The sequence below is a fragment of the Eubacterium segne genome, assembly GCF_014287775.1.
GTDB classification, from domain to species: domain Bacteria; phylum Bacillota; class Clostridia; order Lachnospirales; family Lachnospiraceae; genus Eubacterium_G; species Eubacterium_G segne.
This window is the reverse complement of the sequence record NZ_JACOOZ010000004.1, coordinates 43288-67129: the sequence shown is the minus strand read 5'-3', so window position 1 is coordinate 67129 and position 23842 is coordinate 43288. Positions and strand designations below refer to the sequence as shown.

The following is a 23842-nucleotide window of genomic DNA, read 5'->3' as shown; positions in this document are numbered from 1 at the left end:
ATGCCATCATCCTCTTTATTATGTCTAATGCGCGTTATGTTAGAATTGTGGGGACCGCAAGAAATACAAATCAAAGATCAACAAGCCCGGCAGTGACAACGGACCCGGTTACGGCAGAATCTGCGGAGACAACGACTCCGGTTGCAACGAAGTCTGACATGATAACTAATCAGGCAGCAACGTAGCCTGTCTCTACATCTGAACAGACTACAGCAAAGAGCTCTATAAAAGTCGCAAAAACCAAAGTGAAGAAGGCAGCGAAGGATAAAAATTCAAAGAGCGCAAAAATATCTTTGAAGAAAATAGAAGTGTTATGGTTCATGGCCTAGGATAAAGAAACTAAGCATGAAGTAGCATAGACAGTGTTCATTGACGAAAGAAAGGAGTTGCGGTGATTAATCAGATAAGGAAAAAAGAAAATCTGTTAAGACTGGTATTCATGATTGTAATGGTAATTATGCTTGTTCCGTTTTTTGGTATGAAAAAAGAAACGCAAGCCGCGCAAGCATTTGAAATTACTGCTCCAGCGAATAATGGATTAATTGGTGCAGGCTGTTTTGATATAAAATGGTCACCAGCTGTAGGATCATCTGTAAAAAACTATAAATTGTATATCGATGGGCAGTTGATTGCAACAACCAGTGATACCTCATATGAGTATTATACAACTAATGTAAAAATGTATACGGCATATGTAACGGCAGAATATAATAATGGAACAAGCAAGAGCACAGAAACAATAACTTTTGGAGTCACCAAAAAGGGGTTGTGTGCAAATGAGGAGATGGCAAGATATTTAGAGCCAGTGGAAATGAATATGGGCTGGTATTATAATTGGGCCGCATATCCACATACATATGAATCCTACAAAACAATGGAGTATGTTCCAATGATTTGGGGAACGGGAAATGAAGGAAGTATATCTTATGTAGCAGAAAATGGATATAAGCATCTGTTGGCATATAATGAACCGGATGCAGGTGGAGATATTGGAGGGAGCAACATAGATGTAAATACGGCGATTGGTCATTGGAATAATTTTCTGGGACATGATTATGTTTTGGGAACGCCGGCACCATCATTAAGCCCCTCATGGGATAATGGCGTGTGGTTTCGTACATTTATGAATGGAATCAATCATGATACGGTGGATTTTATTGCACTTCACTGCTATTACTGGCAATATACAGGAAAAGAAGCAGCTGAGACTTTTTTGAGAGAAGTGGTTGATAAAACATATGAGATGTATCATAAACCGATATGGATTACTGAATTTGCTGTTTATGGATGGCCGCATAATGACGTGGAACATATCGAATCCGTGAAAGAATTTATGAAAACTGCAATTGACGGATTGAATGCCAGACCTTATGTGGAAAGATATGCATGGTTTTCGTTTAATTCTACGAATGAGACGAATGGAATCGCATCATTATATAATTATGAGACAGGAGACTTAACAGAATTAGGAAGGCTGTATGTCGAGTATGGAAATCCGGAAGGATATGTGCAGTTACCACTTAAGGGACAAGAATACACATTATTTAGCGGGACAAGAAACACTTTGTTAGATGATGCAGTAACAATCAAGGATGAAATTTATGAGAATTTTGTAAGAAAGTCAGGAGTCAGCGTTGTTTCCACATCTGATGAAGGGAGTGACACTGGGGCAGATAAAGCAATTGACAGCGATATTGGAACCAGATGGGCATCTGCGCAAAAGGTGGACCCATCGGGATTAACGATTGATTTGGGACAGATTATTAATTTGAAGCAGATTAATATTATATGGGAAACAGCGAGTGCGAGAGAATATGATATAGAAGTGTCGTCAGATGGCCAAACATTCACGCGAATTGCAGAAGAGCGAGATGGAATTTCGTATAATTATAAAAATGACACGATGATTCTAGATAAAATGGTGAATGCCCGCTATATAAGAATTAATGGCACGTCTAGAAACACAGAATGTGGGTATTCTATATGGGATATTGCTGTTTATGGAAAAAGTATTGATACAAAACCAGAGATAATTACAAGTGACAAAGTTAAAATCGAGGGATATCAGATAAGTGCCGTGAAAGGTGGAAGCCGAGTAATTGGTTCGGTAGAACCACAAATAAATAATGCCAGAGTCCTAAAATGGGGTTTTATATATGCATTAGATAGTTCCGAAGGACAGAATTTTAATGTGGATGATCGTGATATACGCATAGATTCTGATAACGAATATGTCAGAGTGTTTGAAACAAGCGATCAGGGAAACAGTAATGCTGTTTTAGGAGAATCATCCACAGCAATGTACTTTGTGAGAACAATGTTGTTCGCATCCACTACAGAAAAAGAATTTACTACGAAGTACAAGGTTAGAGCTTATGCTCAGCTACAGAATGGAGAATATGTGTATAGCAATGTATGTACATTTTCGGTTTATAATATCAGTGATTATCTGTACAGAAATAAGAAAATGAGTAACCTTTTATCTCATGAGTATTTGTATAACAATATATTGAAAGTGGTAAATCCATCTTATAAGAAAGTAGATTTTGAATGGTCGAATATTCTTGCAAAATAAATACAAAAAGGATAGTAAAAGGGGCTGTAAAAAAAGTCTCCTAAAAGTAAAACAGCTATGAGTTCGCGCTCATAGCTGTTTTTGGCTATAATTAATTATGCGACTAATTAATCAGGCTCTTTGTCAAGCATGGGGTAATCACTTATATATATAAGTTTGATGACAGATATGAAGGGCAGAGGGAGAAGCGTACACAAAAAATTCATTAAAATTTAAAATATAATGGAAGGCTTTCTCTTGTGTTTTGCTAAAAACTGGGTTAGAATATAAGTTGAATGATTGTTTAGGCAAGGTATAACTACAAGGAGAATATATATGATTTCAAATCAGATTTTACAAAATACAATTGAGGGAATAAAAAGCATATCAAGGGTTGATTTGTATGTGGCAGATACAGACGGAAAGATAGTTGCCAGTACTTCCCAGGTAGGAGAACAGTTTGGACATGCTATAATGTCATTTGTAGCATCTCCGGCAGACAGCCAGTCAGTTCAGGAATATCAGTTCTTTAAGGTTTATGACGAAAACCAGTTAGAACTTATTCTTATAGCTCAGGGAACCAGCGATGATGTATTTATGGTTGGAAAGATGGCAGCATTTCAGATTCAGAATCTGTTAGTAGCATACAAAGAAAGATTTGACAAAGACAACTTTGTTAAGAATCTTCTTTTAGATAATCTTCTCCTTGTTGACATTTATAATAGAGCAAAGAAATTACACATTGATGTGGATGCACGTAGATGTGTATGCATTATTGAAACTAAGAATGAAAAGGACAGCGTGGCATTAGAGACAGTGAGAACTTTGTTCTCCGGTCAGAAGAAGGATTTTATTACAGCTGTTGATGAAAAGAGCATTATTCTTGTTAAACATTTAGATGACAAGCAGGGATATGAGGAAGTAGAACGTATAGCTAACACTATTGTAGATATGCTTAATACGGAAGCTATGGTAAAGGCGAATGTGGCATATGGAACCATTGTAAAAGAAATTAAAGAGGTTTCCCGTTCATATAAGGAAGCAAGAATGGCGTTGGATGTAGGAAAAATATTCTTTAGTACAAAGAGTGTTGTTGCTTACAACAACTTAGGAATAGGAAGACTTATATACCAGTTACCGATTCCGTTGTGCAAAATGTTTATTAAAGAAATCTTTGAGGGTAAATCACCGGATGAGTTTGATGAGGAAACACTTTCTACCATTAATAAGTTCTTTGAAAACAGCTTGAATGTTTCTGAAACATCAAGACAGCTTTATATACACAGAAATACATTGGTATACAGACTTGATAAACTACAAAAGAGCACGGGATTAGACCTCCGTGTATTTGAGGATGCAATAACCTTTAAGATTGCATTAATGGTAGTTAAGTATATGAAGTATATGGGTAACACAGATTTTTAAATAAGTGGTATGGATGAACACCGGTGTTGGTGGGACAACTACTTAGAGGATGCTTAAAAGTGAAAAGCAGAGTATATTGCTTTTCACTTTTAATACGTTATGAACATATTTACGTGATTAATGAGATTAAATAAGGAGAAAGTAAATGATTAAAATTGAAGGTGTAAGTAAGACTTATGGAAACGGGGCACCGGCACTGAATAATTTGAATCTTGATATAGATGATGGAGAGTTTGTATTTGTTGTGGGAGCCAGTGGCTCAGGAAAATCAACATTTATAAAATTATTGCTTAAGGAGTTAAATCCTACAGAAGGAACCATAACAGTTGACGATGTTAAATTATCAAAGCTTCGCTCAAGAAGCGTTGCAAAATACAGAAGAAAAATAGGTGTAGTATTTCAGGATTTCAGATTATTGCAGGATAGAGATGTATATTCAAACATTGCCTTTGCACAGCGTGTAATAGGCGTGGCACCTAGGGAAATCAAGAAAAATGTATCCAAGGTTCTTGCTTTGGTAGGATTGTCGGAAAAGTATCGTTCAAATCCTAACGAGTTATCAGGTGGAGAACAGCAGAGAGTTGCTCTTGCCAGAGCTATTGTAAATAAGCCGCAGATTCTTTTGGCAGATGAACCTACAGGAAATCTTGACCCGGAGAATTCATGGGAAATCATGAAATTATTAGATAAAGTAAACAGACAGGGAACCACCGTTATTGTAGTTACCCACAATATGGAGATTGTGGAGAAAATGAATAAACGTGTAATTACAATGAAAAAAGGTGTCAAAGTAAGCGACAGCAAGGTGGTGGAATAAATGAATGCAAGAACAGCCGGATATTGTGTAAACCAGGGATTGGTTAACATAAAAAGAAACAAATTATTTTCTTTAGCGTCAATAGGAACTATTGCAGCGTGTATTTTCCTTATAGGTGTTATTTTTACTATTATTATTAATGTAAACTTTATGGAAAAGCAGGTTGAGCAAAATCTTGGAGTAACAGTTTTCTTTGATAAGGGAATTAAACAGGAACAGATTGATGCTATAGGTAATGAAATTAAAAATGACAGCCGTGTAGACAAGTATGAATACACATCTGCTGACGAAGCATGGGAAGGATTTAAGAAAAGTTATTTTGAAGATGACCCGGATTTAGCTTCAGGATTTGACAAGGACAATCCTTTAGCTAACTCAGCGTCATATACAGTCTTCTTAAAGGACATTAATCAGCAGGATTCTTTCGTTAAGAAAATGGAAGGTCTTGATGGAGTAAGAAAGGTTAAACATTCGGAACAGGCGAAAGAAACACTTTCTACCGTAGGAAAGGTTTTAGGATATATTTCGGTGGCACTGATTATTATTCTGTTAGGTGTTGGTATATTTTTAATAAGCAATACGGTTATGATTGGAATTTCCGTAAGACAGCACGAAATAAAAATAATGAAACTTATTGGTTCAACCAACGCTTTTGTAAGAGCGCCATTTATAATAGAAGGAATGATTATCGGATTAGTTGGTTCAGCTATACCGCTTGTCCTGATAAGAGTTATATATAACAGATTGGTAGCTTTGGTAATGTCAAAGTTTGGCGTTATGGCAAGTTCAATCTCTTTTGCATCAGTACATGAGATTTTTTCGGTATTGGTGCCAATGGGATTAGGAATAGGAGCAGGTATCGGACTTATTGGTTCGGTGTTATCACTTAGAAAACATTTGAAAGTATAAGAGGAAGCACAATGAGAAAATTATCAAAAGTATTAGGAGCCGGATTGGCAATAGTGTTAAGCATAAGCATGGCTGCACCATCATTTGCCGACGTAAACAATGAAAAAGATAAACTGTCAGACTTAAATGCCCAGAAAAATAAAGCTGCTCGGCAGAAAAATGAGCTTGAAGCATCAAAGTCTGATGCAGAGGCGTATATTAGTCAGGTGGACAAGCAGCTGACTAAACTTGCCACAGATATTTACGAGACAAATCAGAAATTAGACAAAACTAAGGACAAGATTGACAAAACTAATAAAAAATTAAAAAGTGCTCAGGAAAGCATTACGGTTCAGTATAGCGATATGAAGCTTAGAATTCAGTATATGTATGAAAATGGCGACACGCAAATGCTTGATTTGATTTTAAATTCAGAAAGTATAACTGAGTTTTTAAATAAGGCAGAGTACATTACTGAGTTGTCACAGTATGACCGAAAGATGCTTCATAAGTTAAAGGAAACAAAGCAGGCTATTGCTGATGCTAAGGAAACATTAGTTACAGAAAAAGAAAATCTTGTAACTATGCAGAAGAAGCAGAAAAACGACAAGGCACAGTTAGAGCAGTTATCGGATTCAAAGAAGAAGGAATTGTCTACATATGTTGCCCTGTTAGAGGATAATGAGGCAAACTCAGCTGCGTTAGACGCGGAAATCAGTGCTCAGGAGCAGAAGGTGGCAGCAGCTGAACAGCAAAGCATTGATGCTGCAAAACAGGAAGCAGCAAGAAAGGCTGCTCAGGAAGCACAAAATGCAGCTAATAATAACAATAACAACAATAATAATAATCAGAATAATGGTGGTTCCCATTCAGGAAACGGCAGTTTTGGATGGCCTTGCCCGGGATATACCAGTGTGTCATCAGGATATGGTTACAGAAGTGATCCTTTCTCAGGTTCAAGTTCATTCCACAACGGAATTGATATACCGGCACCGGCAGGAACGCCTGTTGTAGCTGCATCATCAGGAACTGTTGAGTGGGCAAATTTAAACCCGACAGCAGGAAACTGGATTGGAATTAATCACGGAAATGGTGTATATACTATATACATGCATATGTCAGCGTTGCTTGTAAGTCCGGGAACACAGGTAAGTGCAGGTCAGACTATAGGGCTTGTAGGAACTACAGGTTCGTCTACAGGTAACCATTTGCATTTTACAGTAAGAGTGAACGGAGCTTATCAAAATCCATATGACTATTTGAATTAAAATATTACAGAAAGTGACGACACAGAGATATGAAGAAAAATAAGACAAAATTTTTACCCGGTTTTTTAACGGGAGCCTTTGTAATGCTTATAGTGGCAATATGCGTTGGTTTTGGAATAAACGCAGTAAAAACAGAAACAGGAAGCAAGACAACCATAAGCAGTGAAGTCTCCGGAAAACTGGATTTTCTGAAAGATGTAATAGATTTAAAGTATCTTGAAAAAACAGATGAAAAGACTCTTGAAGAGAATATATATAAAGGATTACTTCAGGGATTAAATGATCCGTATTCAGTTTATTATACAAAGGATGAATATGATGCATTAAAGGAAGAAACTTCAGGAAGTTATTGCGGAATTGGCGCATTAGTTTCGCAAAATGCGGACACAGGTGTAATTACTGCCATTAATGTTTTTAAAGGTTCACCTGCAGAAAAAGCAGGAATGAAAAATGGAGATATTATATTTAAGGTAGAAGATAAGGAAGTAACCGGGGAAGATTTAAACAATGTTGTGGCAAAAATGAAGGGAGAAAAAGACACGAAAGTTAAAATTAACGTGTACAGAACCTCTGAAAAAGAATACATTGATTTAGAAGTAACCAGAGACAAGGTTGATGTTCCGACAGTAGAACACAAGATGCTTGATAAGTCAAAGGGCATAGGATACATTCAAATTACCCAGTTTGAGGAAGTGACGTATGACCAGTTTAAGGAAGCATTAGATGATTTGAAGAAGCGGGGAATGAAATCAGTTATATTTGACTTAAGAAACAATCCCGGTGGACTTTATGACACGGTATGTGAAATGTTAGATGATTTGTTGCCGGAAGGAACATTGGTTTATACCAAGGATAAGGATGGAAACAAGCAGGAAAAGAAATCAGATGCTAATTTCTTAGATATGCCTATGGTAGTTTTACAGAATGAGAACAGTGCCAGTGCTTCAGAAATTTTTTCAGGAGCCATTCAGGATTTTGGAGCAGGAAAGATAGTGGGAACCCAGTCCTTTGGAAAAGGAATTGTACAAAGTATTATTCCTTTAAGTGACGGTTCTGCAGTTAAACTTACTGTAGAAAAATACTATACACCTAAGGGCGTTAACATTCATGGCAAGGGTATTACTCCTGATGTTAAGGTGGAGATATCTAAAGATGGTAAAAAGGATAATCAATTGCAAAAAGCAATAGAGGTTATTGAAAAAGAAAAGTAATAAAGGAAAAAATACTATGCCAAAGATTAACAGTGATAGTTTTATATTCAGAATAGGCAATAAAGTGTTTGATGTGATTGCGGTAAGCCTTTTGTGGTTTGTGTGTTGTATTCCGGTAATAACAGCAGGGGCATCAACTACTGCACTATATGATACGGTGTTTAGGAATATACGGCAAAACCGTGGATACTGCTATAAGGGATTTTTAAAATGCTTTAAGGATAATTTCAAAAACACGGTGCAGGCATCAATAATATTTGCCATACTTACAGTGGTTAGTATGTGGGATATATCCTTAGCACTTGGTGGTGGCTCCGTAATTTCCGGATATCAGATTACATTTTTTATACTTTGGATTCTTGCCATGACATGGGCAATATGGACATTTGCGTTAACGGCAAGATTTGAAAATAATTGGAAAAATACACTAAAAAACGGACTTTTAATGTTTTTTGCACATCTTCCGGTAACACTGGGTATGGCTGTAATATTTGCTTTATCGGCAATGCTTGTTTGGGACATACCTGTACTTATTGTAGTTTTGCCGGTGGGAGGAATGCTGTTAGACAGCTTTATGCTGGAAAAGGTGTTTAAGAGATATATTAAGTAGAAAATATTTGTCTGTAAGGTAATGAAACAGATTATTTGATAAAAAAATGATGAGAAAAAGGACGCAGAGCGAAAAGTCGGATGACAAAGCTCTGTGTTTTTTTATTACATAAAAATAGTTTAATCAGTTCGTTCAAAAATCAATGATTTCAAAAACGTTTTTCTTGTTAAAAGTGCCGAAAATTCACCAGAAGGCTATCTGCACTAGTGCAAAATAGTTGACAACCATAAAATAAAATATGATAATTAAGGAACATGCGTGGTGCGGAACCATAATATTAACGTAAAATATAGAGAAAAATTGGAGGGCTATATGGTGAAAATTTTAGAGAAAATTAGGAAATTTAGTAAGGAAGAAAGCGGTGCTTCCATGGTTATGGTAGTGTTGAGTCTTGTGGTGATTTTCGGATTTACGGCATTTGCAGTGGATTTTGGAAATGCTTACACAACCAAGGTAAGTATGCAGGATGCCTGCGATTTATCAGCACTGGCAGCGGCAGATTCATTGCCTGAAAGGGCAAAAACGGAAAGCGTTGCAAAGGAGTACGCAGAGCTTAACGGTTATGATGCAAAAAATGTAACAGTAAACATACTGGATAATGGTGAAAAAGTTGAGGTTAAAATCAAGAAAGATGTAAAAACCTATTTTGCCGGTGTAGTTGGATATAGCGAATTGCCTGTTGCATGTAAGGCAGTTGCAGCAGCAGGCGAAAAAGGAGCCAAGGATTATGCTATTTTCTCAGGAACCAAGGCATATTTTGGATTGCATGGAAGTGTTAATATTCCTGATGGTGATATTCATGCCAATGGTGCAGCTGACATATCAGGTACCCTTAATATTGACAATGGAGTTATAGAGGTGCCGAAGTTTAATAACAAGGGTTCATCAGGTAATTATGAAACATATGAAGATGAGGACAACTATATAGAAATGCCTAACTATGAAGACATTATAAATGAAAGAATTCCTTATGTAGAAGATTCGGAATATCAGGTTATTGATGGAAATTTCCCGGATACTCAGTTCGCAAAAAGTCATACACATGATGGGGTTCTTACAATTGAAAGTGGAGAAAAAATATATGCAAACAGCCATTTGAATATTGGTGAATACAATGGAATTAAAAAGTTAGTTATAAAAGGAATTTTAAAAGTAAATGGAATGGAGATAAGTTCCGAGTTGGTGGTTGAAGGAAGTCTGTTTTCGGAAGGATATTTAGGAATACAGGGCAAAGCTGATATTAGTGGTGTTATGATGTGTAAGGCAGATATTGTATTTGCCAATGATGTTGTGCTTAGTGGAGCAACAATTGTTGCTGACGGTCAGGAAATCAACTTTGCTAATGGCAAGCAGGTACTTGATAATTCAGTAGATGGAAAATATTCAGCTGTTTGGGGAAGAGGAAACACTCATATTAACCTGAACAGTGACAAAATGGATGTTAAGGCATTATTTTATTCACCTAATGGTGAGTGTATTATGAGTGGAAAAGAAGTAACTGTAAAGGGTTCAATAACAGCTAATCAGGTTGGTACAAACAATGGAACGTTAACTGTAGAACTTCCAAAAAATGATCCAAATTGGCCTTTTGGAGGAAGAACACAGTCCGGTAAAGCAAAGAAAAGTGCAAAGTTAGTTGAGTAATAGAGTATTTACGGATACGAGGGTAGGAGAAGTATTAATTATGAGAAAATTTTCAAAGAAGTTTTTTAGCATTACACTGGCTGTGGCTATGACGTTTTCAATTATTCCCGGAACAGATTTTTCAGGGCTTATAAAAAACGTAAGTGCAGCGGAATCAATGGTTGATGATAATATACAGATTACAACCAATATAATACCTGATGTGCAATTGTGTTATGCAGTTAGGTATATAATTGGTGGAGATAAGTACGCAAATATTACAGTAAAGGATTTAAGGACATATACAGGTAAAATCGATTTGTCAACATACCCGGATTATGACAAAATAGAAAGCTTGGAAGGCTTGGGATATGCAAGAAAGGCTTCGGCGATTGATGCTTCAAGACTGTCAAAAGTTAAAAGGATTGAGGCAAATGAGTTTCAAAATTGTGGATTTAAGCAGTTTGGAATGCCATCAAATATTGTGGAAATAGGCAAAGAAGCATTTTTTAACTGTGCCAATTTGGAAACTGTTGATTTACCACAGACACTGGTTACAATTCAAAGTGAGGCATTTAGAAATTGTAAGGCTTTAGATGGGATAGTGCTTCCGGAAAAAATAGCTAAAATTGGAAATAATGCATTTGCTATATGTGAGAATTTAAAGTCTATAGTTATACCTGATGGTATAAATGCAGCCATAGAAAATGCCGGAGATGATTCGGTTGTAGGAATTGGTGGTGGCGTTTTTGATGGATGTATAAGATTAGATTCGGTTAAATTAGGTGCAGGAATGACAGCAATTCCGGCAGGATTTTTATCCAACACTACTAGCCTTAAGAGTATAGAAATACCGGAGAAAATTGTAAAAATCATGGATAGTGCATTCTCCGGAAGCGGACTTTTGAAAATAGATTTGTCTGCAAATACCGGAATTACAGCTATTGAAACCTCGGTATTTGAAATGTGTGAAGAATTATATAGTGTAAAGCTTCCTGACAGTATAGAAAGAATAGAGGAAGGGGCATTTAATAGTTGTAGCTCTTTGTATGATTTTTCTTTTGTAACAAAACTTACAAAACTTAAGACAATAGGAAGAAGTGCATTTTCTCATTGTGGTTTTGGGTCTGTGGAAATACCAGGAACCGTAGAATCCATTGGTACATATGCATTTTCTGGAAATGGTTCAATGGAAGAACTGGTTGTTGACGATTTCCCGGAGGTAAAGGGAGATGTTGTAAAGAAGATAGGACATTATGCATTTTCAGATTCAATACATCTTAAAACAATAAAATTACCTACGGATAACGAATACAACCAGAGGGTAACATTGGAAATCGGTGATTATGCTTTTAGCGGTTGTAGTCGTATGGAAAGTATTAATTTTCCGGCAAATCTCACAAAAATAGGAGACTATGCCTTTAATGAGTGCGGATATAGTGTAACTGACTGGGCTAAAGATAATGATGAGTTTATAGGAATAAACAAGGCAGTAAGATATTATATCATGCCTGATGATATACATACTTCTAAAGAAGATGGAGACAACAAGGTTATATTATTTTCAAATGAAAATGCAAATTATTATCAGCCTAAGGAAGCATATGTTAATCCGGACAAATTAAAAAAATCTGCTAAAGAGGTAGGAGAAGGTTCCATTGTAGTATATATTCAAATATCTCGGAGTGATCCGAGTTATGCTTTTGCGAGTGAACTCCATTATCAATATGTGGTAGGGTTACCTAACGCTGACTTATCTAAATGTTCAAAATTAACATTAGGAAAATATGCGTTTTATAGGTGTTTGAATTTAAAAAAGGTATCATTACCTAAAGAATTAAAGGTTATTCCGGAGTATGCTTTTGCAGAATGCTCAACAAATATTTTAATGGGAAATGGCTTAGCTGTTTCAAGTTTAGGCGTAAAAGCCATAGATGATGAGTGGTATACAGGACTTGAAACTGTTGAGATGGGTGACAATATCGAAAAAATTGGACGATTTGCATTTTATAACGATTTCAATCTTGTTATAGATGATGAGTTGCCGCAGGCTTTAAAGGTAATAGAGAATGGTGCATATCAGGGATGCGAGTCTCTAAAGAGTGTTGTGTTACCTAGGAATCTGGAAACAATAGGCGATAATGCATTTGCAGATTCTTCAAGGATTGCGGAAAAATATATGACAGACAAAAAGGAATTGAATTTGGATGCATCATATGCAGGAAAATTACAATATATTGGATTAGGAGCATTTAGTAATAGTGGATTAAGAAGCTTTGTTATGGACAAAAATGCACCGCTTACAATAATTAATAGAAGTACTTTTTATGGATGTCAGTATTTGGATACAGTGGTATTAAGTAAAGCTGTAGCATGTGTCGATAATCAGGCTCTTGGAGCATGCATAAGATTAAAATCGGTAAATGTTTATGATAAGTGCACATTTAAAACGGATTCCATAAAGGGTGGAATTGATAATGAAAAATTCCCGATAACCGAATGGTCAGGAATTGGATATTCCAGCAATGGAAAATTCTATTTAACAACATATACTTTTAACCTGGCTATTACACCATTAAATGACCAGATAACAGTCAGACTTAATGAGGAAACAATTATACCTCTTTATACTATCGCTTCGGATTCAAATGGTTATTACTCACAGGTTAAAATAGCAGATAATTCGTATTTATATGATGCAAAGATAGGCAACCTTGATGGTGAAAAAAATCCGGAAAGAACAAAGATGGTACCAACACAAAAGATAGCTGTAAACAAAGCAGATAAAAATGACTACACTGCTGCATACCAGAATTCAGCCTATGCCGTAGCACTTAAGGGATTAAGTGAAGGAGAAAAAATAGGTGTGAACATACAGGAATACCTTCAGTTGAGAACAGCGGATGGAGTTGTTTTGGTATATTCACCAACTGTAAGCTATGTGGCAGATGTAACAAGGGTGCCTTGTGTTGATATAGTAATGGATGATAAACAGTATATTAGTGTTGATGAGAAAGCCGGTGTGAAAATATCACCTAAATTTGTATCAAAAACCGGTGATCATATTACAGATACTGTTGAATGGGATGTATTAACCGGTGCGGATTATATATCAATGACGGTAGCGGATGATGGATTATCAGTTACGATATCACCTAAAGGCGGAAGCTGTGGTACTGCAAGTATCAGGGTGAAAGCCGGTCAGGTAACCAAGGTTATATATATTAATGTGGTTTCGCCTGCAAATCTTATTACAATTAGTCCTAGAGGCTCTATAGATATGATGTATGGAACTACAACTGACATTGAAGCTTCAGAAATACTTCTAGGTGATGATGAAAATGCTGAATATAGAGATACCATTAAGTTTACAAGTAGTAATGAAAAAATTGTAAAAGTTACAAAAACTACGGAGGTAGACGGAAAGTTTGTATGTACCTTACAGGCTGTTGGAGCGGGAGAAGCTACAATAAATGCGAAAGCTATGGCAGGAAGAGGTCAGGCAAGTCTAAAGGTATGCGTATCTTCAAAAAATTTGAGAATCAAATTGTATGATGGAGAAGGAAACGAGTTAAAAATAGAGAATAATGGTAAAGTTTATATCACAGATGAAATATCTTACATTTATGGATTTAATGAGGAATTATTAAGTAATGATATTATAGTTAAAAGCAGTAATGAAGATGTTGTAAAAACTAATGTAAATACTTTTGCCAATAAGATTAGTTTTAGACCACTTAAGGTTGGAAAGTCGCAAATTACCATTTATCCGGCTGTTGGTAACGAAGAAAACGGCGTAACTTTTACGATGCACGTAAATGGTAATATCACGGATATTCGCCTTTCAAGTAAAAGTATTCAGGAAGGGGCAACGGAATCAGTATTCTCTTACATGACTAATAATTTTAGAGACAGAATAACTGAAGCTACAGAGGAAAATTATAAGAAAATTACAAATAATAAAATTGAGTTTGTTTCGGGCAACCCGGATAAAGCTGTTGTGGATAATTATGGTAATGTAACAGTTAAAAAGTATTCTGAAAATGAGAGAACCGTCACCATCACATGTAATGTTTACAATGATGATGGGGAAATAATAAAATCAGAGTCAACAACTATAACTATAGAAAAACCTAAGGTAACCGGAGTTAAAATTACAGGAAATACTAATATTAAGGTGGGTCAGACTGTAAAATTGGGAATAGAAATATTGCCACATACAGGTGATTACAACGATATTATTGTTGATTTGGTTGAGGGTAACTATGTGACTGCAAAATGGGAGTTAAGTCAGGATCAGAAGACACTTTCCGTAACAGGTATAAATGCAGGTACTGTTGTATTAGAAATACGTGCTAATAAAAACAGAATTTTGCAGGCATCAAAAACAGTTAAAATAGTTGTGTCGAAGCCGTCTGTTTCAGTGAAAGCACCTGGTAAGGCAAAATGGGCAAAATGCAAAGGTGGAAAAAAGAAAATATCATTGAAGTGGAAAAAAGTCTCAGGAGCTACCGGTTATCAGATACAGATATCAAAAAAGAAAAAAGGTGGATATAAAACTGTTAAGAAGATAAACAGCGGAAAGAGTTTGGGGTGCACAATTAAAAAACTTAAGAAAAAGAAGAAATATTATTTTAGAATAAGAGCCTTTGTTAAAAAATCCGGTGTCACAAAATATGGCAAATGGAGTGGAATTAAGGCAGTCAAGACCAAATAATATACAATATAGCACCGGTTGACAGGGCTGAATTTAGTGCAATATTTATAAATTTAAAAAATTCACTAAATGAAATCGTTACAAGTGCAAAAAAGGTGTTGACAAAACAAATTGTGAACATTATACTAAAAAACATAACAAGCAGACAAAATAATGTGCAGATTTTTAAAGTTTAACGTTAAATCAAAAAAAATAAATTGTTCTATTTTGAACAAAAACTGAATATATTAAAAATATATTTGTTTAAAATGACGGTGCATAAATAAGTATAGATGCTGGTTATGAGTTGAAAATTACCGATTTAAGTAATTTTTTCAACATTGAGTTGTTGAAAGTATTATAAAAAATTATAAGTTAAGAAGGGAGAACATTATGTTAAAGAGATTTTTAAAGGATGAAAGCGGTCAGGGAATGGTAGAATATGCATTAATCATTGCATTAATCGCTGTTGCAGTTATCGGAGCTATCACAGTTTTATCTCAAGGAATTGAAGGAAAATTCGGCCAGGTTACAAACAATCTTAAATAAGAGAAAACAACCAGATGATTTGGTTATTGATAATCATGATGACCTAGGATGGGTTACATACTAAGGTTGGGTATATAGGAATTTGTATGATTGCCTATATATCATAATTGATGATAAGGCGGGTCTTATGGACTCGCCTTATTTAATATAAAATTTATACATGATGTGAATATGACGTTATCTGGTGAGCAACTAATCTGGTTTACATGAGGTGTTAAATTATGGAGATAGTGGCAATAAAAATGTTAATTGGAATGATATCCGGTATTGGATGCAGTCTTATTAGTATTTTTTTTGAAAAGGTTCTTTTAGAAAAAAGAAGCCGGGTGTTTAAAACAAGCAAAAAGGAAGAGAGCATTATCACAATATTATCAATAGTTGTAGGTTGTTTTACAGTTGTTAATGTTAATAGAATATGGGAAATTATATATATATTGTTAATGCTACTAGCGTGCATTCTTATATTTGTTACAGATTTACATCACAGAATAATACCTAATGAAATACTTTTATTGATGCTTGTGGCAAAATTAATTATAGGTATTCCGGCTTTGTTTGGTGTTACATGGGTTCCGGAGTTTAATATAATTAGTTCTTTAATCGGTTTTGTGGCAGGATTTGTAGTGTTTATGATTCCGGCGTTTATAGGAAAATCTGTTGGTGCCGGAGACATAAAACTTGCAGCTGTTATGGGATTTTGTTTAGGAATAAACGGGCTGTTATATGCGATAGTTCTCATGGGAATCGGAGTTTTAATTTATGAGTTTATTAAAGGACGAACATCATTAAAAAATGCAATGTATGAAATGATACCAATGGGACCATTTATGGCGGTAGCAATGATGGTTGTAATGCTTATAAAAGAAAGTGTAATGATTGATTTTTGGAAATTTATAATGAATTAGGAGAAAAAACAATGCTTAGAAGTTTTCTTAGAAATGAGGAAGGTCAGGGAATGGTAGAGTATGTATTGATAATAGGTCTTATTGCATTGGTAGTTGTTGCAGCACTTACAACCGTTGGCACTAAATTAGATAGCAAATATGCAGAAATCAACAAAAATGTAATAAAATAAGTGTAAAAGGTGCAGTTTAGACCTTTTAAAATATTTATACTTGCGAGATTGATTTACATATAAGATGGTGGGAGGTAATAATGTGATTAAAAAAATTCTTAAAAGCGAAAAGGGTCAGTCTATGGTGGAATTTGCACTTGTTGTACCCTTACTTTTGACCATATTGTGTGGAATAATAGATATGGGATGGGCATATTCAAATAAATATTCAATAGAGAGTGCCGCTTTTTCAGGAGTCAGATATGCTGTTATAAATGGTGCAGACATTGAAGATTCTGAAAAGAACAAATTAATTGATGATACAAAAAAAAGAGTTAGGGATAACCTTAGCAAGGGTGCAGAATCTCCTAAAATTGACGTAGACATAGATAATGAAAAGGTTACGGTCAGTGTGGAATGTAAAGTTAAAATGCTTACATTCGTAGGACAGACAGCTTTTGGCGAATATTATGAGGCTAAGTCTAAAAATGTAGGAGCAAGGTAAAAGACAATTAAAATATAAAAAGCATCGCATTGGTTATGCGGTAGAACGGAGTAAAAAATAATGAAAAAAATATACATAATAGCAGTAGTTGCAGCTTTATTAAGTTCAGTATTAATATATGGATTCTTAAGTTCCTATGACAAGAAGAACGGAGACGGCAGCGTAAATTATAAAACAGAGAAAGTTGTAGTGGCATTAACTGATATTCCGGCTAATACAACGGTTACAGACAAGATGGTAAAAGAAGTTGATATGCCTGTAGACGGTATTCATCCAAAGGCTGCAAGACAGAGAGCAGATGTAGTTGGCTCTGTTGCAAAAGACGATATTGTGGCTGATGAACAGCTTATAACATCTAAGTTTGTATCAAGTAAAAACGGCGGTGCATCTTTATCTTATCAGATTGCGGAAGGAAAAAGAGCAATGTCAGTGGAAGTTGACCATGATACAGGGGTTGCAGGTTATATAGAAGCCGGTGACTTAGTAGATGTAATAGCAGTAGTGGATGGTTCACCTGTACAGAAGGTTGGAACAGAAGACAGACAGAATATGGAAGTAAAAGGAAAGGTTACATCAGTTATAGCTGAAGCAGTAAAGGTACTTCGCGTCGGTGACGAGGGATATACAACAACACCTTTAGATGTTTATACAAGTTTGACTCTTGAACTTTCACCTAAACAGTGTGCAAAACTTGCTACTGCAAAAGAAATGGGCAAGGTATCAATCTCTCTTAGATACAAGAATAATAACCGTGTAATTCATGGTGGACCTTACTCTTCATCAGATATGATAAAAGAATAAATTTAAAGAAAGGAATATAATGTAATGGCAGGAAAGTACGAAGTATTAGGGCTTACCACTGAAAGCGGTAATGCATATTTAAAAAAGATTATAAATGGTAGTGGATTTGAATTTGCAGGATTGTTAGAACTTGAGCCTAGAAATTTAGATAAAATTACAGTCAGTGATTGTGACGCCATTATCATATATTCAGAGCAGTTTGCAGATGCAGAGAGTAATTTTGTAGAAAAAATAAATAGAACTGTAAAAGATAAGGCTTTGATTTTGATTACAGGAAACTATGATGTTAATGTATTAACTAAAGCTATGGAATGTGGAATAACAAAGGTTATTTCTAAGGACGATAATGAAGATTCCATATACAGAAGCATTGTAGGTGAAATTGAAAAGGAAAATATTGCAACAGTAGATGACAGCGAAGAATCAGAAGATGGATTTGTTGGAACTAAGAATGGAAAAACTATCTCCGTTTTTGGTACGAAAGGTGGAACGGGAAAAAGCACTGTATCAGTTAATTTAGCTACTGCATTGCAGGAAAAAGGAAAAGATGTAGTGCTTATTGATTTAGATTTACAGTTTGGTGACGTTGGAATTTTTATGAATGTACCAAGATTTGAAACCATATCAGATTTAGTAAAGGAAGGTTCTTTTAGCCGTTCATCAATTAAACGTTATCTCTATAAGCATAATACAGGGGTAAGTATTTTATGTGCACCAGCATCTCCGGAGCTTGCAGAAATAGTTAAACCTGAGCATATAAGCATGATTGCAGATGTACTAAAAAAGGAATTTGACTATATTATTTTCGATATGAGTCCTACAATTGACGAGTTTGTTTTGCATGCATTAGATATTTCAGACAGTATCTATTTTGTTACAAATCCGGAAATATCAACATTAAAGAATACAAAAGTGTGCTTGGATGTTTTGAAGACATTAGGACATTTTGATAAAGTTAAGATGGTACTGAATAAGGATGGAGAATCATACATAAAGAGAAAAGATATGGAGTCCACTTTGAATAAGGACATGGATTTAGTAATACCACGTGACTCTAAAAGTGCAATCTCGGCTATTAACAGAGGTATTCCTCTTGTAGATGTTGCACCTCGCTCTAAAGCATCAAAAGCCATATTGAATTATGTAAACAGTCAGGACATATAAGGAGATTTTAGATGGGATTATTAGAGAGAATTACTACAGCTAACAATGAAAAGGAAGCTCAGCAGAAAAAAGAGGCAATAGCTGCGGCAGAAAAGGAAGAACAAAAAAATTATTCATTAAAGCAGACTGCCGGTACGGTAGGCGCAAATGATACATATATAATTCCGGGAGCAGATGACGAACAGTTTGTAGCAGTGCAGGATGAAACTCACAGAGAAGTTACAAAGGTGTTAGCCAAGCAGGATGAAGTTACAATAGATACAATAAAATCTCTTATTGACGAGTATTTAACAGAAAGTCATCCGGAGATAAATAATACTGAAAAAATGACTATTACAAAAAATGTAATAGATGAGATTGTTGGATTAGGACCTCTTGAAAACCTGATTAATGATGACAGCGTATCTGAAATCATGGTTAATGGTGCTAAGCAGATATATGTAGAACGTAAGGGAAAGTTACTGAAAACAAATGTAACTTTCAAAAATGAAGAACATGTTAGGAGAACTATTGACAGAATAGTAACACCTTTAGGACGAAGAATAGATGATTCAAATCCTATGGTTGATGCCAGACTTGAAGATGGTTCCCGTGTTAACGCCATAATGCCACCATTAGCATTAGGCGGAACAACAATTACAATAAGAAAGTTTTCTAAGAAACCACTTTCAGTAGAAAATTTAAAGCAATTCGGTTCACTTTCAGATGATATGGCAGAGTTTCTTGAAGCGGCAGTTAGGGGCAAGTTAAATATTCTTGTATCCGGTGGTACCGGTTCAGGTAAGACAACATTACTTAATGTGCTTTCTGCCTTTATACCGTCCAATGAAAGAATTGTAACAATAGAAGATGCAGCTGAACTTAGACTGATGCAGGAACATGTTGTTACATTGGAAAGCAGACCGGCTAACTTAGAGGGAAATGGAGCCATAACCATAAGAGATTTGGTTCGTAATGCATTGAGAATGAGACCGGATAGAATTATCGTCGGAGAAGTTCGTGGAGGCGAGACATTAGATATGCTTCAGGCTATGAATACAGGTCATGAAGGTTCTATAACTACTGCTCATGCTAACTCAGCAAGAGACTGTTTGGCACGTATCGAAACAATGGTTATGATGGCAGGAATGGACTTACCGGTATCAGCTATCAGACAGCAGGTTGCAGGTGCCATTGATCTTATTGTTCAGCAGGCAAGACTTAGAGATGGATCAAGAAAAATTACAAGTATATGTGAAGTAACCGGTATGGAAGGGAATACCATTACCATGCAGGAAATATTTAAGTATCGTCAGGAAGGCTATGATGAAAATAATATGTCTGTTGGTGATTTTTACAGTACCGGTATCAGACCGAAATGTTGTGAGAAGATAACAGCAAGTGGAGTTCAGGTAGATGACCACTGGTTCTTCTAGCAATTTGCAGAACAGATAGGAGTGTCTATGATAAGAATATTAATGATTTGCTTATGTGCAATGGTATTTCTTTTTTGCCTGTATGTGATTTTAATACAGAATTTTACGGAAAGTAAAAGAAAAACTCAAGACAGAGTTATGGGTTTGGTTAGCGAAGAAGAAAGGAATAAAAGCGATAAGAAAAAGGGAAAATTAAATTTAAAAATAAAAAAGGAAAAGAAGAAGGTCAGTGTATTTGCTACTACTCATAAGAAATTACAGCTTTTAGAGGAAGAACTTTATAATCTTGGCATGAAGATGCCGGTTCAGACCTTTGTGACATTATGGGTGGCAATAACAATTGGTTTACCAACCATAATGATGATGCTTGGAGTGTACATTGCTATTTGTATCATTGTCGCACTTATAGCAGCATTTGGCCCATTACTTTTTATTCAAAAAAAGAAAAAGAAGAGAAAGGAAACTTTGGAGTCACAGTTAATAGAAGGTATAACTGTTATTACAAATGCCTTAAAGGCGGGACATTCTTTTCAGACAGCAATGGGAAATATAGCAGTTGACATGGAAGGACCTATGGCAGAGGAATTTGGGAGAGTAACAAGGGAAACTCAAAGAGGTATGACATTAGAGGCAAGTTTTAACTCTTTATGTGAGAGAATCGGAAGTGATGACTTGGAAATGCTTTGCCAGACCATACTTATCCAAAGAAAAGTTGGTGGTAATTTAACTGAAGTTCTTGATAAAATATCAGAAACTATTCGTAACAGATTAGATCTTAAGGAAGAAATAAAGACATTAACGTCAAGTGGAAAAATTTCAGGATATATAATTGGTGCACTTCCGGTTATTTTATTGGTTTTAATCAGTATGATAAATCCGGTATATGCAAGACCGCTGTTTAATACAGTTATAGGAAATATTTTACTTCTTATAAGTGTAATTTTAGAGGTTATTGGATTTATAATGATAAATAAGGTTGTAGACATTAAGTATTAATGAGGTATGTTTATGGATATATTAGCATTATTAATATCATTTCTTGTTGCTGTAGCTATTTTCGGACTGTTTTTAGGATTGTTTTCGGGAGTTGGAGCAGGCGTTGACAGACAGAATGAGCGAATAAGAGATATTAGAAATGAAAAAGAAAAGAGTATTGCTGATGATGTTAAAAAAGAAAAAGTTAAAGTTTCAGAGGCAATAAAGCGTAAGAAAGAAGAAAATAGAAAAAAAGTTGCAAAAAGAAACAGACAGAAGGAAAAAGAGAACAAGCATAGCACAGTTGATGATATGTTAGCAATAGTTCAGTGGGATATAACATCGGAGCAGTTTTTAGTTATTAAACTTGTATGTGCACTTGTTGGTGTTATATTATCAATGATTATATGCATGAGATTACATGTGGGTGTCAATAAATTTGTGCTGGCAATGATTTTTTGCGGATTAGTTGGAATGTTAATTCCGGGAGAAATGCTTAAAGGAAAATCTAAAAAGTATCAGGAAAGTATACGTTTAGATTTGCCGGATGTAATGGACTTGCTGGTTGTAAGTGTAGAAGCAGGTCTTGGATTTGATGCTGCATTAATGAGATTGTATGAGAGAAATAAAACCGTTGTTATGGAACAACTTATACAGGCAACCAGAGATATACAACGTGGTGTAAGTAAGAGAGAAGCTTACCTTGATTTGGCACAGCGTTGTAAAGTAAAGGAACTTACAACATTTCTTACTGCAATGATTCAGGCAGATCAGTTAGGTACATCTATACAGACAGTTCTTAGGTCTCAGGCGGAAGTTCTTAGAAATGAAAGAAAGAGAACAGCTGCAAGAAAGGCAAAGGAGGCACCGGTTAAGATGCTCATTCCTATGGTATTGTTTGTATTCCCTGTTATATTTATCGTTCTGCTGGGACCGGCAGCTTTGAATATAATGGATATTTTAGGCTAAATATAAGAAGGAAGACAAAATGCAGAGATTAGACTTATACATAAATAACGTAAATATCTGTAAAATTTCCCTGGCAAACAATTTTTGGACAAGATTTATGGGACTTATGGGAAAATCAGAAGGGCAGATTCGCAGTATGGGGGGATTAATGATAAAACCATGTTCCCAGATACACACTTTCTTTATGAAGGCACCCATTGATGTGGTTTACATAAATAAAGAAAGCAAAGTTGTTCAGGTGGATGAAGCAGTACCAAAAGCTAAGTGTTGCAAAAGGGTAAAGAAGGCAAAATACCTTATAGAGTTTCCGGAAGGAACGGCAAAAAGGTTTAACATAAAAAAAGATGATATGTTGGAGGTAAAATAAACAATGTTGGGTAAAGACAATTCGGTTTCCATAGAATCATTAAGAGCCGATGCTGAAATGGAGAGTCAGTTTAAAACTTCTTATAGAGGTTATGATAAAAAAAGTGTAAACGAATATATAAGGACATTAAAAAGAGAGACAGAGCTTGAAATAGAAAAGTTAAAAGATGCTGTTCACGACGCTGAATGCGAGAGAGATGATATGAAAAACAGCTATTTAAGCTGGCAGCAGGAAATTAAACTTGTAAAAATACAGAAGAAAAAGGAAGTTGATAAGGCTAGGGAAGAATATGAGGCTAAGCTTCAAAGTGCAATAGAAGAAGCTACTAAGAAGCTGGAAAATGAGAATATTGAGAAGGAAAGCCGTATCCATTCTATTATTGAAGAGAAGAATCAGCAGATAAGGAGAATGGAAGCTGATTTGAACATTAGTTTGCAGGAAGCACTTGCGGAAAAAGAGCAGGCATACGAAAAAGCAATGGCTGAGAAAGACAAATATGTTAATGATACCATTGCAGAAAAAGAAAGATACATAGCTGAAACTATTGAACAGAAGGATAGAGAAATTCAAAATCTTACAAGCAAGCTTCAAAATAGAGAGGAAACAGAAAGAAAGCTTCAGGAAAGTGCAATTGAGAGCTACAAAGAATCAAATGCCAAATTAACGGAAGAAAACAACAGAAAAAAAGTTATTATTGCGGATTTAGAAGAAAAACTGGCTTTGGCTTCAAGTAATCTGGATCACAATATGAAAATGCTTGATTCATTAAACTTAAAATTAGATGACATGCTTAAGGCTAAACTCTCTGAAATGCAGGATATTATTTCTGTTTGGTCAGGTCAGTTTGAAAAAACAAGCGAGATTATAAAGGATCAGTTTAAGGCTGAGGAAGAATAAGGTATATTTTAAAAGAAGGTACAGAACAAACATTCGATTTGTTCTGTACTTTTT

General features: G+C 35.4%; 21 protein-coding genes. All 21 read left to right on the top strand.

Annotated elements, in window-relative coordinates; all coding sequences use genetic code 11:
- The first annotated feature begins 20 nt into the window (after positions 1-20).
- The 21 genes from H8S00_RS06635 to H8S00_RS06535 all read left to right on the top strand — a co-directional run bounded on the left by H8S00_RS06635 (position 21) and on the right by H8S00_RS06535 (position 23788).
- Positions 21-185, top strand: coding sequence for a hypothetical protein (locus H8S00_RS06635; protein ID WP_158576859.1), 165 nt, complete (start codon positions 21-23; stop codon positions 183-185).
- A 206-nt stretch (positions 186-391) separates the two neighbouring features.
- Positions 392-2575: a glycosyl hydrolase gene (locus H8S00_RS06630; RefSeq protein WP_186840297.1), complete on the top strand. Its 2184-nt coding sequence runs from the start codon at positions 392-394 to the stop codon at positions 2573-2575.
- Positions 2576-2890: 315 nt separating this feature from the next.
- Positions 2891-3979: a PucR family transcriptional regulator gene (locus H8S00_RS06625; RefSeq protein WP_021952292.1), complete on the top strand. Its 1089-nt coding sequence runs from the start codon at positions 2891-2893 to the stop codon at positions 3977-3979.
- A gap of 145 nt (positions 3980-4124) precedes the next feature.
- On the top strand, positions 4125-4796 hold the full coding sequence (gene ftsE / locus H8S00_RS06620) for a cell division ATP-binding protein FtsE (protein WP_021952293.1): 672 nt from the start codon (positions 4125-4127) through the stop codon (positions 4794-4796).
- Entirely contained in the window at positions 4797-5705 is a 909-nt protein-coding gene (gene ftsX, locus H8S00_RS06615) for a permease-like cell division protein FtsX (RefSeq protein WP_021952294.1), read from the top strand. It abuts the gene before it with no gap.
- Positions 5706-5716: 11 nt separating this feature from the next.
- Positions 5717-6952 carry a murein hydrolase activator EnvC family protein gene (locus tag H8S00_RS06610; protein WP_021952295.1) on the top strand — a complete coding sequence of 412 codons (1236 nt, stop codon included), beginning with the start codon at positions 5717-5719 and terminating at the stop codon, positions 6950-6952.
- Positions 6953-6981: 29 nt separating this feature from the next.
- Positions 6982-8163, top strand: a complete 1182-nt coding sequence (locus H8S00_RS06605) for a S41 family peptidase (protein ID WP_118589447.1) — start codon at positions 6982-6984, stop codon at positions 8161-8163.
- A gap of 16 nt (positions 8164-8179) precedes the next feature.
- Positions 8180-8773, top strand: a complete 594-nt coding sequence (locus tag H8S00_RS06600; protein WP_021952297.1) for a YesL family protein — start codon at positions 8180-8182, stop codon at positions 8771-8773.
- A gap of 312 nt (positions 8774-9085) precedes the next feature.
- Positions 9086-10417: a pilus assembly protein TadG-related protein gene (locus H8S00_RS06595; RefSeq protein ID WP_021952298.1), complete on the top strand. Its 1332-nt coding sequence runs from the start codon at positions 9086-9088 to the stop codon at positions 10415-10417.
- Positions 10418-10457: 40 nt separating this feature from the next.
- A complete protein-coding gene (locus H8S00_RS06590; RefSeq protein WP_118589445.1) occupies positions 10458-15113 on the top strand; it encodes a leucine-rich repeat domain-containing protein in 4656 nt (1551 codons plus the stop codon).
- Between the two features lie 372 nt (positions 15114-15485).
- On the top strand, positions 15486-15641 hold the full coding sequence (locus H8S00_RS06585; protein WP_021952300.1) for a Flp family type IVb pilin: 156 nt from the start codon (positions 15486-15488) through the stop codon (positions 15639-15641).
- 221 nt (positions 15642-15862) lie between these two features.
- Positions 15863-16546 (top strand): prepilin peptidase, encoded by a 684-nt coding sequence (locus H8S00_RS06580; protein WP_118589444.1) that lies wholly within the window; start codon positions 15863-15865, stop codon positions 16544-16546.
- An 11-nt stretch (positions 16547-16557) separates the two neighbouring features.
- Positions 16558-16716 (top strand): Flp family type IVb pilin, encoded by a 159-nt coding sequence (locus H8S00_RS06575; protein WP_118589443.1) that lies wholly within the window; start codon positions 16558-16560, stop codon positions 16714-16716.
- An 82-nt stretch (positions 16717-16798) separates the two neighbouring features.
- Entirely contained in the window at positions 16799-17200 is a 402-nt protein-coding gene (locus H8S00_RS06570) for a TadE/TadG family type IV pilus assembly protein (RefSeq protein WP_158576857.1), read from the top strand.
- A gap of 60 nt (positions 17201-17260) precedes the next feature.
- On the top strand, positions 17261-18001 hold the full coding sequence (gene cpaB / locus H8S00_RS06565) for a Flp pilus assembly protein CpaB (protein WP_021952304.1): 741 nt from the start codon (positions 17261-17263) through the stop codon (positions 17999-18001).
- Positions 18002-18025: 24 nt separating this feature from the next.
- Positions 18026-19165 (top strand): CpaE/TadZ family protein, encoded by a 1140-nt coding sequence (locus tag H8S00_RS06560; RefSeq protein WP_118589441.1) that lies wholly within the window; start codon positions 18026-18028, stop codon positions 19163-19165.
- An 11-nt stretch (positions 19166-19176) separates the two neighbouring features.
- Positions 19177-20580 (top strand): TadA family conjugal transfer-associated ATPase, encoded by a 1404-nt coding sequence (locus H8S00_RS06555; RefSeq protein ID WP_118589440.1) that lies wholly within the window; start codon positions 19177-19179, stop codon positions 20578-20580.
- Between the two features lie 27 nt (positions 20581-20607).
- A complete protein-coding gene (locus H8S00_RS06550; protein ID WP_118589439.1) occupies positions 20608-21576 on the top strand; it encodes a type II secretion system F family protein in 969 nt (322 codons plus the stop codon).
- 12 nt (positions 21577-21588) lie between these two features.
- Positions 21589-22524 carry a type II secretion system F family protein gene (locus H8S00_RS06545; RefSeq protein WP_158576855.1) on the top strand — a complete coding sequence of 312 codons (936 nt, stop codon included), beginning with the start codon at positions 21589-21591 and terminating at the stop codon, positions 22522-22524.
- Positions 22525-22543: 19 nt separating this feature from the next.
- On the top strand, positions 22544-22891 hold the full coding sequence (locus H8S00_RS06540) for a DUF192 domain-containing protein (protein WP_118589437.1): 348 nt from the start codon (positions 22544-22546) through the stop codon (positions 22889-22891).
- A gap of 3 nt (positions 22892-22894) precedes the next feature.
- On the top strand, positions 22895-23788 hold the full coding sequence (locus H8S00_RS06535; protein WP_118589436.1) for a hypothetical protein: 894 nt from the start codon (positions 22895-22897) through the stop codon (positions 23786-23788).
- Positions 23789-23842 lie beyond the last annotated feature (54 nt).